The following is a 13,417-nucleotide window of genomic DNA, read 5'->3' as shown; positions in this document are numbered from 1 at the left end:
AGTTCCCGGAGCCTGGATTGGGAGTGAATGCCCAAATATGGCGTTCGGCGGAGTTTGCGGATAAGCTGCGTCACGGGCTTGTAACAGAGAAACGGAATTCTCAGTGTTTCCGGGGGGTTGGGCAATTCAGCGCATGCGCTTCTTGAGCGAAGAGTCGCTCCATCGACTCAGGGCTTACCTCGTCGGCTTGCCGCGGTCCGCCAAGCGCGCCCTGATGGTCGGCACGGACCTGGTGTTCATCCTCGGCGCGGCCGCCCTTTCCATCTGGCTGGTCAACCCCGCGGTCATCGCCGAGCACGGCCCGCCGTGGGTTTTCCTCGTCCTCCTGGCGCCGCTCACGATCGTCGTGTTCGGTCGCCTCGGGCTCTACCGGGCGGTCGTCAGGTTCCTGCGCAGCCGGGTCATCGGTTCGGTGCTCAAGGGTGTGACGCTGCTCAGCATCGTCATGGCGATCTACGGTTACCTGCGGCCCGAGTCCGGGATCAGCCTGGCGGCTGCCGCCGTATTCTGGGCTTTCGCCGTGATCCATACGGCAGGCTCGAGGTTCTCCCTGCGTGATTTCCTGCACGGCAGCCGCAAGCCGCGCGAGCGCGCAATCATCTACGGCGCCGGTAATTCGGGAGCTCGATTGGCGAACCTGCTTGGCACCGGCGGGCAATGCCTGCCGGTCGCCTTCGTCGATGACGATCCTGCGCTGAGCGGCAGCCTGGTGGCGGGCTTGCCGGTGTTCATCCCTGATCGCCTCGATGAACTCATCCAGGCGCATGATGCCGTTCGGATCCTCCTCGCCATTCCGTCCGCATCACGCCAGCGCCGGGCAGAGATCATCCGCTGGCTCGAGCCTTATCCACTGCACGTCCAGACCGTGCCGGACATGAACGACCTGGTCAGCGGCAGGGCCAGCTTCGACGACCTCCGCGAGGTCGATGTCGAGGACCTGCTCGGCCGTGATCCCATTCCCCCGCGGCCCGACCTCATCCGGGCCAGCATCGAGGGGCGCACGGTGATGGTGACGGGCGCAGGCGGCTCCATCGGCTCGGAGCTCTGCCGGCAGATCATTCATCTCGGCACGACCCGGCTGGTGCTCGTCGATCACTCTGAGCCTTCCCTCTACGCCATCGAGCGCGAGCTGCGGGCGGCGGCGGAGCTCCATGGCCTTCCCCTCGAGATCATTCCGGTCCTCGCCTCGGTGACCGAGAGCGACTTCCTGCAGCAGGTCATGCAGTCGTTCAAGGTCCGGACGATCTACCACGCGGCGGCCTACAAGCACGTCCCGCTGGTCGAATACAACATGGGAGCCGGCATCCGGAACAACGTTATCGGCACTTACCGGACGGCCGAGGCGGCGGCACACGCAGGTGTCGAAACCTTCGTGCTGGTTTCGACCGACAAGGCCGTGAACCCGACCAACGTCATGGGGGCGAGCAAGCGTTTTGCCGAGATGATCCTGCAGGGCATGGTCGAGCAGGGTTCGAAGATGCGGATCTGCATGGTCCGGTTCGGCAACGTGCTGGCGTCTTCCGGATCGGTCGTGCCGGTGTTCCGGGAGCAGATTCGCAACGGCGGCCCGGTGACGGTGACGCATCCCGAGATCGTGCGTTACTTCATGACTATTCCCGAGGCGGCGCAGCTGGTGATCCAGGCCGGCGCCATGGGTCGGGCCGGAGAGGTCTTCCTGCTCGACATGGGCGAGCCGGTCAAGATCGTCGATCTGGCGCGGAAGATGATCCAGCTCAGCGGCCTCCAGGTGCGGGACGCCGAACACCCGGACGGCGACATCGAGATCGCCTTCACCGGTTTGCGGCCGGCCGAGAAGCTTTACGAAGAGTTGCTGATCAGCGGCAACGCGGTCGGCACCGACCATCCGCGGATCTGGAAGGCCCGCGAGCGCCACGCGGCCTGGGACGAAGTACACCGCGCGGTCGAGGCCGTCAGCAAGGCCGTGTTGCAGAACGACTGCGACGCCATGCGCCGCATCCTGTTGGACGTCGTCGAGGAGTATCGCCCGCCGGCGACGCTGGCCGATCATGTGTATCGGGCGAGTCGGGGTCACATCAAGCCGGCGACCGGGAAAGTGGTTGATTTGCCGGCTCGTGCCGGGAAGAATCCTGGGGCTGCATAGTCACAAAGCTCTTGGGGATCGCCTTGAAAAAAGCACTAATCACTGGAGTCACGGGCCAGGACGGCTCCTACCTGGCGGAGTTCCTGCTGGAGAAGGGCTACGAGGTCCACGGCATCAAGCGGCGCGCCTCGATGTTCAATACCCAGCGCGTGGACCACATCTACCAGGATCCGCACGTCCGGAACCAGCGCTTCGTGCTCCACTACGGGGACCTGACCGACTCCTCCAACCTGACGCGCATCCTGCAGGAGGTGCAGCCGGACGAGGTGTACAACCTGGGCGCGCAGAGTCACGTGGCGGTGAGCTTCGAGGCCCCGGAGTACACTGCCGACGTGGATGCGCTGGGCTCGCTGCGCCTGCTCGAGGCGATCCGCTTGCTGGGCCTGGAGAAGAAGACCCGGTATTACCAGGCTTCGACCTCCGAACTCTACGGCCTGGTGCAGGAGATTCCGCAGAAGGAGACCACGCCGTTCTATCCGCGCAGTCCCTATGCGGTCGCCAAGCTCTATGCCTACTGGATCACGGTCAACTACCGTGAAGCCTATGGTATGTATGCCTGCAACGGGATCCTGTTCAACCACGAGAGCCCGCGGCGCGGTGAGACTTTCGTCACCCGCAAGATCACCCGCGGCCTGGCCAACATCGCGCAAGGCCTCGAGCCCTGCCTCTACATGGGCAACCTGGATTCGCTCCGGGACTGGGGTCACGCCCGTGACTACGTGCGTATGCAGTGGATGATGCTCCAGCAGGACAAGCCGGAGGATTTCGTGATCGCGACTGGCGTCCAGTACTCGGTGCGTGACTTCATCCGCTGGACCGCGGCCGAACTCGGCGTCGCGCTTCGCTTCGAGGGGGAGGGCGTGGAGGAGCAGGCGATTGTCGAGGCGGTCGAAAGCGATGCGGCGCCCGCGCTGAGTCCCGGCGATGTGATCGTCCGGGTCGATCCGCGCTACTTTCGCCCTGCGGAGGTCGAGACGCTGCTCGGCGATCCCAGCAAGGCACGCGAGAAGCTCGGCTGGGTGCCGGAAATCACCGCCCAGGAGATGTGCGCAGAGATGGTGGCCGAAGACCTCAAGGTGGCCCAGCGCCATGCCTTCCTGAAGGCGCACGGCCACGACGTGCCGATGTCCTTCGAGAGCTGACCGGCACTATGTCCACGGGCCAGGGCATCTTCGTCGCGGGTCATCGCGGCATGGTCGGCTCCGCGATCGTGCGGCAGCTCGAGCAATCCGGGGCCGGCAACATCATCACGGCAGGCCGGGAGGAGCTCGACCTCCTGGACCAGGCGGCGGTGCAGTCGTTCTTTGCCTCGCGCGCGATCGACCAGGTCTACCTCGCGGCAGCCCGGGTCGGCGGCATACATGCCAACAACACCTACCCGGCCGAGTTCATCTACCAGAACCTGATCATCGAGGCGAACGTCATCCACGCGGCGCACGTGGCGGGCGTAGAGAAGCTTCTCTTCCTCGGCTCATCCTGCATCTATCCCAAGCTGGCCGAACAGCCCATGCGCGAGGATGCCTTGCTTACAGGACCGCTCGAGCCCACCAACGAGCCCTACGCCATCGCCAAGATCGCGGGCATCAAGCTGTGCGAGAGCTATAACCGGCAGTACGGTCGGGACTACCGCAGCGTCATGCCCACCAACCTGTACGGCCCAGGGGACAACTTCCATCCCGAGAACAGCCACGTCATCCCGGCGCTCCTGCGGCGCTTCCACGAGGCCGTCCAGCGCGGCGACGAGGAAGTGGTGATCTGGGGCTCGGGCAACCCCATGCGCGAGTTCCTGCATGTCGACGACATGGCGGCGGCTTGCGTGCATGTGATGGGGCTATCTCCCGAGGTCTACTCGGCGCACACGCAACCGATGCTGAGCCATATCAATGTCGGTACCGGCGTCGATTGCACGATTCGCGAGCTGGCGGAGACGGTTGCCCGCGTCACGGGCTTCACCGGCCGCTTGGAGTTCGATACCAGCAAGCCGGACGGGACACCGCGGAAGCTGCTCGACGTCAGCCGGCTGAAGGCGCTCGGCTGGGAGGCCCGGATCGGTCTCGAGGAAGGCCTGCGCGATGCGTATCGCTGGTACCTGGAGCACATCGACGAGGCCCGCGGCTGAGCGATGAGCAAGCCCGGCTGGCTTGCTCCGGAGACCTTCTCGATGGCTTGCGCGGCCTTGCCGCTGGTCTCGATCGACCTGTTCCTCGTCAGTCCGGGAGAGGCCGGGCCCGAGCTGTTGCTCGGGTGGCGGAACAACCGGCCCGCGCAGGGCTGGTGGTTTACGCCGGGCGGGCGCATCCGGAAGAACGAGCCAATCGGCCAGGCGATGGAGCGGGTCGCGATCGAGGAGGTGGGCCTGGCTCCGGAAATCCTCCGCGAAGCTCGGCTGCTCGGCGCCTGGGATCACTTCTATCCCGACAGCGCATTCGACCCATCGGTGTCGACGCACTATGTGAACCTGGCTTACCTCGTCCAGGTTTCGCGGGACGTGGCCGGGTCGCTAGCCCTGGCTTCAGGCCAGGCAGCCCAGCATTCGGCGTGGCGGTGGTTCTCGCTGCAGAAGGTGCTGGATGAGCCGGCGGTTCATGAGAATGTGCGGGGGGTGGTCCGGAGGATCCTCGCCAGCTCTGGAACCTGAACTGGATGTGAGTCGCGCACGACAGAGCCGCATCCGGGATTCCTGCTCAATCACCCAGAAACTCGATCTGGCAAGGTTGCTCAGCATGACCTAGAATTCTGACCACATGGTCAGAATGGTGTGCAACCATGCGAAGAGTCCAGGTCGTTGAAGCCAAGGCCCATTTTTCGTCTCTCCTTGCCGAAGTGGAGGCGGGGGCCACCGTGGTGATCACCAGGCATGGGAAGGTGGTTGCCCGGCTGGTGCCAGATGCGCCCCGGATGGCGTCGGAGTTGTTCGAGCCCTGCTGGCCCGACGCCGCGGAAATCGATCTCGTGGCACCGGCAGATCCTGCACCGGAACCTGTGGCCGGGCTCTGAGTGCAATACATCCTGGATACCAACATCTTCATCGGCGCCATGAAAGGCTTGCCGCCGCTGCGCGCTCGCTTGGCCCGGGTTCCCGCTGAGGCGCTGGTGCTTTCCCCGATCGTTCTTGGCGAGCTGGAGCTCGGCGTCGCCAAGAGCGCTGCCAGGCAACGCAATGCCGCTCGCCTCGCCGAACTCGTCCGCGAGATGGCACTCGTTCCGCTCGATGCCGAGGTCGCGAGGCACTATGCCGAAATCCGCGCGCATCTCGAGCGCTGCGGCACGCCGATCGGCGCGAACGACTACTGGATCGCAGCGCAGGGACGTGCGCTCGGCGCAGTGGTCGTCACGGACAACGAGGCGGAGTTCAGCCGGGTCCCGGGCCTTGAGGTCGAGAACTGGTCTCGCGGGTAAACTTTACCGACATTCCTTTTGGCTAGCTTACGTGACACGAATACCGGCGTTTTGTGTGACGTAAGCCCTCAATCCACCGGGTTTTTCTGCCATAATCCGTCGCGTTTCAATTACTTGAGACGGTCCGACCCCGAACCTGAAGGGATATTGCGGTGAAAGTGACGATTTTCGGCTCCGGCTATGTCGGCCTGGTCACGGGCGCCTGCCTGGCGGACGTGGGCAACCAGGTCCTGTGCGTGGACATCGACCAGGACAAGATCGACCGGCTCAACGCCGGCGAGATCCCGATCTTCGAGCCGGGCCTCGAGGCGGTAGTGGCCCGCAACCGCGAGTCCGGCCGGCTGAAGTTCACCTCCGACATTCCCCAGGGCGTGGCCCACGGCCTGTTCCAGTTCATCGCCGTCGGCACGCCGCCGGACGAGGACGGCTCGGCCGACTTGCAGCACGTTCTCGCCGTCGCGCGCAGCATCGGCGAGCACATGGAGGACTACCGCATCGTCGTGGACAAGTCGACGGTGCCGGTCGGCACGGCCGACAAGGTGAAGGCCGAGATCGACCGCACCCTCACCGAGCGCGGCGCGGCGATCGACTTCGACGTGGTCTCGAACCCGGAATTCCTCAAGGAGGGCGCCGCGGTCGACGACTTCATGCGCCCGGACCGCATCATCGTCGGCACCGACAACCCGCGCACCACCGAGCTATTGCGGCTGCTCTACGAGCCCTTCAATCGCCAGCACGACCGCCTCATCGCCATGGACATCCGTTCGGCGGAGCTGACCAAGTACGCGGCCAACGCCATGCTGGCGACCAAGATCAGTTTCATGAACGAGCTGGCGAACCTGGCCGAGCGCTTCGGCGCCGACATCGAGCATGTCCGCCTCGGCATCGGTTCGGATCCGCGCATTGGCTACCACTTCATCTACCCGGGCGCCGGCTACGGCGGCTCCTGCTTCCCCAAGGACGTGAAGGCGCTGGCGCACTCGGCGCAGAAGGCCGGCTTCCCGGCGCTGCTTCTCGAGGCCGTCGAGGCCGTGAACGAGCGCCAGAAACGCGTCCTGTTCGACAAGATCAGCGCGCACTACGGCGGCGACCTCGCTGGGAAGACCGTCGCGATCTGGGGCCTGGCCTTCAAGCCCAACACCGACGACATGCGCGAGGCTTCGAGCCGGGTGCTGATGGAGTCGCTGTGGGAGGCGGGCGCGAAAGTGCGGGCCTACGACCCGCAGGCGCGCAAGGAAACCGGGCGCATCTACGGTGACCGGCCGGACCTGGTGTTGTGCAAGAACGCCGCTGAGGCGCTCGAGGGCGCCGACTGCCTGGCGCTGGTGACCGAGTGGATGGAGTTCCGCAGCCCCGACTTCGATGCGGTGAAGGAAGCGCTGGCCGAGCCCGTGATCTTCGACGGCCGCAACGTCTTCGACCCCGACCACATGCAGCGGCTGGGCTTCACCTACTACGGTATCGGGCGCGGGCAGCGGGTCGGACCGACCTAGGCTACTGTTTTTACGAGAGAAACCAGCGGAAAGCCACGCCGATTCGGCCCTTACGTGACACGAAACCCCCGGATTCGTGTCATGTAAGCCACTGCCGCGACGTGCAGCTGCCTGAATTGACCCTCTCCACCGCCGGCCGCAGAATCGACCGCGGGGACGGGCCGCCGACTGAAGGCGGCCCAGGGGAGGACGCCATGCACATGCCACCTGTGATGCGAACGCGGACGCCGGCGTCGTTCGGAGCGCCGTCGCCCGGAGTGTTCGCCGTGCTGCTCTGTCTCGCCGCCGGCCAGGCCGGCGCCACGCCGCCGCCCCGGGCCAGCCTGAACGGCAGTTTCCATGAGGCGGTGCAGGAAGAGGTCGCCGTCAGCGGTTCCGTGGTCGTCGGCGTGGCCGCCACGAGCGCGCTGTCCGGCGCAGCCGCGCTCGCCGGCCTGCTGGTCCCGGCGTCGGCCGACGCCGTCTGCCTGACGCTGCTGTCGCGCGACGGCGTCTACTACTCGCGCAACAGCTACGACGTCAGCGCGGGCGCCGGGGGCATGGTCGTGCTGCCCTACGAGGATTTCACGCGCCAGCGCGAGCTCATCAGCCGCTATCCCGCGGGCGACCTCGCGGTGCGCGCCATGCCCGGCAGCTGCGACGAGTCGCCGGCCGTGTACCTCGTGCCGGTCTCCGTCGATCCCGCCGCCAGCGTGGACGTGCTGGTGAACGCCTTCGGCGCCAACGACGTCTGGTTCCGCGGGCCGGACGGCGCCGAGCACGACTGCGAGGAGTTCACCGAGGGGCGGCGCACCAGCTACGACTACCGCTGCAGCATCCCGCTCGGCCTGCTCGGCGCCGGCCGCAAGCAGGTGGTCATCGAGCGTGAGCGCTACGGCCGGCCGCTCGGCGCGGTCGCCATCGAGTTGCAGCTGGGCGCCAACCCGTGAGCGAGGCGGGCGCCCGCGAGATCGGGTTCCTGCAGCTGCTCGACGACTCGTGGAACCTGTTGCTGCTGGCGCTGCGGACATCGCTGCCGCTGCTGGTCATTGCGCTCGTCGGGCTGGTGGCGTGGGCGCTGCTGTCGCGCCAGCCGTGGCCGTTCTCAATCGAGGCGCAGTCCGAGCATGCGACCCTGCTGCTGACCCCCGAGCTGGAGACGAACTGGCGCATCGACGGGGCGCTGCTCTGCATCCGCGCCGGCGAGTCGAGCGCGTCGGCCGGGCTGGACGAGCTGCCGGCGCCGGAGGCCGACTCGCCGTGCCCCGGGCGCCGCTGGCGCGCTTTCGACCTGCGCGGGCTGAGCGAGGCCACCCTGCGCCTGCCCGCCATGCCGCGCATCGAGGCGGCGTACTCGGTGCGCCTCGACGTCGGGGACGACGGCAGCCTCGCCCTGCAGGTCAGCGGCGAGGGAGACGGCCTGGCGCCGTTGGAGTTGCTGCCGGGCGGCGCTGCGGCGCCGCTGGAACTCGGCCACGCGGCCATCCTGCATTTCCCGCCGCCGGGCGCCGACCATCCCCCGCGCCGCATCCTGCTGCCCTTCGCGGGCGCCGGGTCGATCGGCAAGGACGTGTCGTGGCGCGAGCCCACCCTGCTGCGCGGCGGGACGGTGTCCCTCTACACCCGCTCGGACGAGGCCGCGGGCGGGCGCGACCTGGTCACGACCGCGGCACTGCTGCCGGGCGACCGGGTCGACCTCGGCCAGCGCTCGCGCGCCGGCGGCAGCGCGACCAAGGGCTTCGTGCACTTCGACCTGCTGCCGGCGCCGACGGAGCCGGCCGCCATGACCGTGGTCGCGCTGGGCGAGGCGGACGCGGTGCAGATCGTGCGCTTCGGCGACCAGGGCTACAGCTTCTCGCCCGGCCTGCTGGCGCGCCTGACCCGCCACAGCGCGGTGTCGACCTGGGCGGTGCTGCTCGTCTCGCTGCTGGGTTTCATGTCGATCTACAAGGACGGCGCCGAGCTCGGCCAGGGCAGTTTCCGCGAGCGGCGCCGCCGGCTGGCGGCGGACTGGCGGCGCTGGCGGGGCGGGCAGGGTGATGCGGATGCGTGACGCAAGACGCCCTGCGGTGTTCGCGGCGGGCGTGGCGCTGCTGCTGGCGCTGCCGCTCGCCCACGCGCAGCAGGCGGTGGTGCGCTCCTACGACGCCCCGGAGCTCGAGGTGGGCCAGGCTTGGCTGATGCATTCCGGCGGCCGCTGCTTCGCGGTGCTGCCGTTTCACGTGGCGCAGGAGACCAGCGTGCCGTCGCTCTTGCGCGAGGGGCCGCGCGGGCTGCGCGGCGAGGGCGTCGAGGTGGTGGACCTCGGCGACGACGCAGCCGTCGCGGTCCTGGCCGGGGGCATCGGCCAGGATTGCGGCTACAGCGTCGGCAGCATTCCGCGCTCGGTGGAGCGCCGGCTGCGCGACGGCGGGCTCGGCACGCTGCGCTCGGTGAACGGCGACGGCACGCTCGGGCGGCTGGCGGTGACGGTGGTGGACGACGACGGCGCCGGCCTGCTCCGGGTGCTGCCGACGGTGGAGGGCGAGCGCATTCGCAAGGGCCACAGCGGCAGCCTGTTGCTGCTCGGCGACCAGCCCGTCGGCATGCTGCTGTCGGTCAGCGCGCGCAGCGGCGTGGGCACCGTGATCCGCACCGATGCCCTGATGGCCAAGGTGGATGCCTTCGTGCGCGGCGGCGTCGCGGCCCCGGCGCCGGCCGTGGCCTCGAGCCCGGCCCAAGGTCCGGCGGCCGCAGGCGCGATCGCGCCGGCATCCGGCGCCTGGCAGGTCACGGGCTGGAGCGTCGATCCGACCGGCTCGGGGCACATCGCGGCGCGGCTCACCAGCGGCGGCAGCGAAGGATTCTGGGCGGCGCGCGTGCCGCAGTGGCCGGCGGCGGTGGAGCTCGGCGGCCCCGACGCGGTGCGCATCGTGCGGGGGGTGGAGTTCATCGCGGGGGAGGCGGGCGACTCGCCGGCCCTGCCGGCGCGGGTGCAGGTGATGACCTCGGTGAACGCCGAAAGGCCGGCCTGGCGCGCCGTGACTTCCGGCACGCTGGAGTACGTCGACGGCGTGGCGCGCCTCGAGTTCCTGCCGGTGCGCGCGCGCCTGCTGCGGCTGGAAATCTACGCGACCCGCGGCGCGCCGGCCGAGGTCGCGCTCGGCCGGGTCCGGATCCTCGAGGGCGAACGCTAGGCCGCGTCAGCGGCCCCGCGCTTCAGCGCAGCGGGGCCGTCGCCTTGAACTGGTGGTTGTGCGAACTCCACTGGTAGAACATCTTGCCGGCCAGGGTGTTGTCGTCCTGCAGGTGCAGCTCACCCGAGTGATAGCTGTACTTGAACGTCACCACCAGCCCGCTGACGTTGCCGCGGTACGAGGCCTGGCCGGCGCCGTGAAAGGCGCCTGTGCCGAAATCCCTGCCCTTGGCGTCGATGGTCATGGCAAAGCTGCTGCCGTTCTTCAGCAGGTAATCGCGCGAGCTTTCCTGGATTTCCTTGGGGGCGGTTTCGTCCACCTCCAGCGAGATCGTGAGCTGCGCCAGCCCGAGCACGGCGTGGCGCAGCGCCATCCCGCGCAGGACCTGGTCGGTGCTGTTCAGTCCCGCGTCGAGCGCCAGGTCCCGCATGAGCGGGTCGTCGCTGCCGACCATGGTCTCGAAAGCCGCCAGGCGCACGTTCTGGTCCGGGTCGTTCAGGACCTGCTTGATCTCCTCGACCTGGCGGGCCCGCGCCCGCGCCTGCTCGATGACCTCCGCGGCGCTTTGCGCCCAGCCCTCCGCCGCCACCGCCAACGCCAGCAGGCCCAGCGCCACCTTCCCCCAATGCCTGATGCTCATTGTCGCTCCCCCTTCGGCCCGCTGCGGGGCCACGCCACCCGTTGGATTTATTCTTCGCACGGTTCAGGCGCCCGATTCTAGGCTGAAAGGCGGGTTCCGAGGAAATGCCGCGCCGACCGGCAGCACGGACACGATGCCCGGGTTGGACCTCGCGCATGAGCCTTTCACAGTCCCCAGTTCGCCATTTCCCGCGCTATAACCGCCATATCGCCGGTTCCCGGCTCCGTCTCCCGCGGAGATGATCTCTGAAGCCCGGAGCAGAGTGTATATCCAGTTGATATATCCCTCGGCTGCGGCCATACTTGGCAACATGAGCGAGCGCCCAGTGACCCAGACCACAGTGTTCAAGAGCAACCGAACCCAGGCCGTGCGCCTGCCCAAGGATGTCGCCTTGCCCGAGGACGTGAAGCAGGTGGACATCCTCCGGATTGGCGACGCGCGCTTGATCGTTCCGTCCGGCCGTCGCTGGGAGGATTTCTTCGCCGGTCCGGCCGTGTCCGATGATTTCATGGGCGAGCGCGAGCAGCCTCCCATCCAGGAGCGGGACGCGCTCTGATGCTCCGCTACATGCTGGACACGGACAGCTGCGTTTTCGTGCTCCGGCATCAGCATCCCGCGCTGCAGGATCGCCTCGACCAGCATGCAGAGTCCCTGTCGATCTCCTCGGTCGTGCTAAGCGAGCTGCATTTCGGCGTCGAGCACTCTGCGCGGCCGGAGGCCAACCGCCGCGTGCTCGAGAGTTTCGCCGCGCGCCTCGTGGTGTTGCCATTCGACGCCCCGGCAGCTTTCCATAGCGGTCGGGTGCGCGCAGAACTCAGGCGCGCCGGGCAGGCTATCGGCGCCTACGACCTCATGATCGCGGGACACGCCCGCAGCGCCGGACTTGCGCTGGTCACCAACAATGAGCGCGAATTCCGGCGCGTGCCGGGGCTGATGGTCGAGAGCTGGCTGTGAGGCTCGCCCAGGCTCTCGACGCCGCGATTGCAAGCCGGCTCGGACCGTAGTAAGAATTCCTTACTCCAACATCCGGACGCGCCCCATGCTCGCCAAGCTCACTTCCAAGAACCAGCTGACGCTCCCCAAGGCGGTGGTCTCGGCCGTCGGCCGGTTCGAGTATTTCGACGTCGCGGTGGAACAGGGGCGCATCGTACTCACCCCGGTGCGCCCGGACGCCGCCCGCGGCGTGCGGGAGAAACTCGAGTCGCTGGGCATTGAAGAGGGCGATGTCGAGGCCGCGATCGAATGGGCACGTGAACAGCCGCTGCCGCAGGAGCGCCCCCCGCTCTGACCTGGGGACTGTCCCCAGTACCGGGACTTAGCGCGCCACCCCGAGCTCCCCGGCCCAGGTCATCGCGCTGACCTGCAGCGCCGGCAGCTCGTCCACCGGCCACCGGGAGTCCTCGCCGAGCAGCCGCGGCAGCAAGGCCGAGTCCTTCTTCTCCAGCGCCTCGACGAGGCTGAGCATCTCGCCCAGGCGGCCGCGGCGCGCGAGCAGCGCGTCGTGGATCGGCAGGCCGAGGTTGACCTGTTGCAGCAGGTCTTCCATCGGCATGTCGAGCAGCGTGTCGAGCAGCGACATGATCCCGGTCATGAAAGCCTGGTCGCGCAGGTCGGCGTAGTCGGGGCAGCGCTCGGTAATCAGTTCCATCAGCCGGCCGCGCGTGGCCGCCAGCGTCATCAGCGCGCTCGGCGCGCCGTCCTGGTCCTGGTGCGCGAACACCAGCACCTGCAGCCAGCGATGCAGCTGCCGGTCGCCGAGCACGACCAGCGCATGCGCGAGGCTCTGGATGCGGTTGGCCAGCCCCATGCCGACGGAGTTCACCAGCCGCATCAGCTTGAACGCCAGCTCGGGCGCGCGCTTGAAGGTCTGCTCGATCTCCTGGCGCGGCGCGTTCTGCGCCACTTGCTGCAGCAACTGCAGCAGCAACTGCCGGTCCGGCCGGGTATCGCGCCCGCCGAGCAGCATGGGGCGGGCGAAGTAATAGCCCTGGAACAGGTCGAAGCCGAGTTCCTTGCACCGGTCGGCGTGGAACAGGCTGTCCACTTTCTCCGCCAGCAGCTGCACGCCCGCGGCTTGCCCCGCCGCGGCGATGGCGGGCAGGTCGTCGCGGTGGGTGGTGGCCAGGTCGACCTTGACGATGTCGATCAGCCCGAGCACCTCGGGGCCGATCTCTTCCGGGCGCATGACATCGTCGAGCGCGAAGCGGAAGCCCTTGGCCTTCAGTTCGCGGCAGCGGTCCAGCAGCGCCGGCGTGATCTCCACGGTCTCGAGGATCTCGATGACGATACTGCTCGCCGGCAGCAGTTCCGGCACCTCGGAATGGAGCAGCGCGGCGTCGAAGTTGATGAAGCCCTTGCAGCCGCCGAGCACGGCCTCGATGCCGAGGTCGCTGAAGGCGTGCGCGATCACCGCGGCCGTCGCGGCGCGGTCGTCCACCACGTCCACGCCGTTGCGCGCGCTGGGGCGGAACAGCAGTTCGTAGGCCACCGTGCGCCCGTCGCGGTCGAGGATGGGCTGGCGCCCGAGGTAGAACCGCGGGGCCTCGCCGACCTTGGATTCCAGCTGCGTGGCGTGCATGGAACGCAGGATAATCGGCGGCCCGGGCCC

General features: G+C 67.9%; 15 protein-coding genes. 13 read left to right on the top strand and 2 right to left on the bottom strand.

The features are described 5' to 3' along the window. The first annotated feature begins 133 nt into the window (after nucleotides 1-133). The 10 genes from G6N75_RS09735 (at nucleotide 134) to G6N75_RS09695 (ending at nucleotide 10,169) form a co-directional block, all read left to right on the top strand. Nucleotides 134-2,122: a nucleoside-diphosphate sugar epimerase/dehydratase gene (locus G6N75_RS09735; protein WP_165348151.1), complete on the top strand. Its 1,989-nt coding sequence runs from the start codon at nucleotides 134-136 to the stop codon at nucleotides 2,120-2,122. Nucleotides 2,123-2,145: 23 nt separating this feature from the next. Beyond that, entirely contained in the window at nucleotides 2,146-3,264 is a 1,119-nt protein-coding gene (gene gmd, locus G6N75_RS09730) for a GDP-mannose 4,6-dehydratase (protein ID WP_165348150.1), read from the top strand. A gap of 8 nt (nucleotides 3,265-3,272) precedes the next feature. After that, on the top strand, nucleotides 3,273-4,241 hold the full coding sequence (locus G6N75_RS09725) for a GDP-L-fucose synthase (RefSeq protein WP_165348149.1): 969 nt from the start codon (nucleotides 3,273-3,275) through the stop codon (nucleotides 4,239-4,241). 3 nt (nucleotides 4,242-4,244) lie between these two features. Further along, on the top strand, nucleotides 4,245-4,760 hold the full coding sequence (locus tag G6N75_RS09720) for an NUDIX domain-containing protein (protein ID WP_240901045.1): 516 nt from the start codon (nucleotides 4,245-4,247) through the stop codon (nucleotides 4,758-4,760). A 128-nt stretch (nucleotides 4,761-4,888) separates the two neighbouring features. Beyond that, nucleotides 4,889-5,119, top strand: coding sequence for a type II toxin-antitoxin system prevent-host-death family antitoxin (locus tag G6N75_RS15125; RefSeq protein WP_206203045.1), 231 nt, complete (start codon nucleotides 4,889-4,891; stop codon nucleotides 5,117-5,119). Continuing rightward, nucleotides 5,120-5,521: a PIN domain-containing protein gene (locus G6N75_RS15120; protein WP_346765516.1), complete on the top strand. Its 402-nt coding sequence runs from the start codon at nucleotides 5,120-5,122 to the stop codon at nucleotides 5,519-5,521. A gap of 152 nt (nucleotides 5,522-5,673) precedes the next feature. Further along, nucleotides 5,674-7,014, top strand: coding sequence for a UDP-glucose/GDP-mannose dehydrogenase family protein (locus tag G6N75_RS09710; protein WP_165348148.1), 1,341 nt, complete (start codon nucleotides 5,674-5,676; stop codon nucleotides 7,012-7,014). A 266-nt stretch (nucleotides 7,015-7,280) separates the two neighbouring features. Further along, nucleotides 7,281-7,943: a hypothetical protein gene (locus tag G6N75_RS09705; protein ID WP_165348147.1), complete on the top strand. Its 663-nt coding sequence runs from the start codon at nucleotides 7,281-7,283 to the stop codon at nucleotides 7,941-7,943. Continuing rightward, nucleotides 7,940-9,046 carry a hypothetical protein gene (locus G6N75_RS09700; RefSeq protein ID WP_165348146.1) on the top strand — a complete coding sequence of 369 codons (1,107 nt, stop codon included), beginning with the start codon at nucleotides 7,940-7,942 and terminating at the stop codon, nucleotides 9,044-9,046. The genes G6N75_RS09705 and G6N75_RS09700 overlap by 4 nt, the downstream gene beginning before the upstream one ends. After that, nucleotides 9,039-10,169 (top strand): hypothetical protein, encoded by a 1,131-nt coding sequence (locus tag G6N75_RS09695; protein ID WP_165348145.1) that lies wholly within the window; start codon nucleotides 9,039-9,041, stop codon nucleotides 10,167-10,169. Before G6N75_RS09700 ends, G6N75_RS09695 begins: the two co-directional genes overlap by 8 nt. A 22-nt stretch (nucleotides 10,170-10,191) precedes the next feature. On the opposite strand, the gene G6N75_RS09690 is transcribed toward G6N75_RS09695, so the two are convergent. Beyond that, a complete protein-coding gene (locus G6N75_RS09690; RefSeq protein ID WP_165348144.1) occupies nucleotides 10,192-10,809 on the bottom strand; it encodes a HEAT repeat domain-containing protein in 618 nt (205 codons plus the stop codon). 325 nt (nucleotides 10,810-11,134) lie between these two features. Here G6N75_RS09690 and vapB point away from each other — a divergent pair, with 325 nt between their 5' ends. The 3 genes from vapB (at nucleotide 11,135) to G6N75_RS09675 (ending at nucleotide 12,097) form a co-directional block, all read left to right on the top strand. Continuing rightward, a complete protein-coding gene (gene vapB / locus G6N75_RS09685) occupies nucleotides 11,135-11,365 on the top strand; it encodes an antitoxin (protein ID WP_165348143.1) in 231 nt (76 codons plus the stop codon). Continuing rightward, complete coding sequence (gene vapC, locus G6N75_RS09680; RefSeq protein ID WP_165348142.1) at nucleotides 11,365-11,763, top strand: tRNA(fMet)-specific endonuclease VapC; 399 nt, start codon at nucleotides 11,365-11,367, stop codon at nucleotides 11,761-11,763. Before vapB ends, vapC begins: the two co-directional genes overlap by 1 nt. An 85-nt stretch (nucleotides 11,764-11,848) precedes the next feature. Next, the gene (locus G6N75_RS09675; protein ID WP_165348141.1) at nucleotides 11,849-12,097 is read left to right on the top strand and encodes an AbrB/MazE/SpoVT family DNA-binding domain-containing protein; all 249 of its coding nucleotides are present in this window, start codon (nucleotides 11,849-11,851) and stop codon (nucleotides 12,095-12,097) included. Nucleotides 12,098-12,124: 27 nt separating this feature from the next. On the opposite strand, the gene G6N75_RS09670 is transcribed toward G6N75_RS09675, so the two are convergent. Continuing rightward, nucleotides 12,125-13,387, bottom strand: coding sequence for an EAL domain-containing protein (locus G6N75_RS09670; protein ID WP_165348140.1), 1,263 nt, complete (start codon nucleotides 13,385-13,387; stop codon nucleotides 12,125-12,127). Between the last annotated feature and the right edge of the window lie 30 nt (nucleotides 13,388-13,417).

The sequence above is a fragment of the Thioalkalivibrio sp. XN8 genome (assembly GCF_011058255.1).
GTDB lineage: Bacteria > Pseudomonadota > Gammaproteobacteria > Steroidobacterales > XN24 > XN24.
The sequence above is the reverse complement of the archived record's forward strand: the minus strand, read 5'-3'. Positions and strand labels throughout refer to the sequence as shown.

Coding starts and splice junctions, on each gene's coding strand:
- G6N75_RS09735 (WP_165348151.1), top strand. CDS start 134: ATGCGCTTCTTGAGCGAAGAGTCGCTCCATCGACTCAGGGCTTACCTC.
- G6N75_RS09725 (WP_165348149.1), top strand. CDS start 3,273: ATGTCCACGGGCCAGGGCATCTTCGTCGCGGGTCATCGCGGCATGGTC.
- G6N75_RS09720 (WP_240901045.1), top strand. CDS start 4,245: ATGAGCAAGCCCGGCTGGCTTGCTCCGGAGACCTTCTCGATGGCTTGC.
- G6N75_RS15125 (WP_206203045.1), top strand. CDS start 4,889: ATGCGAAGAGTCCAGGTCGTTGAAGCCAAGGCCCATTTTTCGTCTCTC.
- G6N75_RS09695 (WP_165348145.1), top strand. CDS start 9,039: ATGCGTGACGCAAGACGCCCTGCGGTGTTCGCGGCGGGCGTGGCGCTG.
- G6N75_RS09690 (WP_165348144.1), bottom strand. CDS start 10,809: ATGAGCATCAGGCATTGGGGGAAGGTGGCGCTGGGCCTGCTGGCGTTG.
- vapC (WP_165348142.1), top strand. CDS start 11,365: ATGCTCCGCTACATGCTGGACACGGACAGCTGCGTTTTCGTGCTCCGG.
- G6N75_RS09675 (WP_165348141.1), top strand. CDS start 11,849: ATGCTCGCCAAGCTCACTTCCAAGAACCAGCTGACGCTCCCCAAGGCG.
- G6N75_RS09670 (WP_165348140.1), bottom strand. CDS start 13,387: ATGCACGCCACGCAGCTGGAATCCAAGGTCGGCGAGGCCCCGCGGTTC.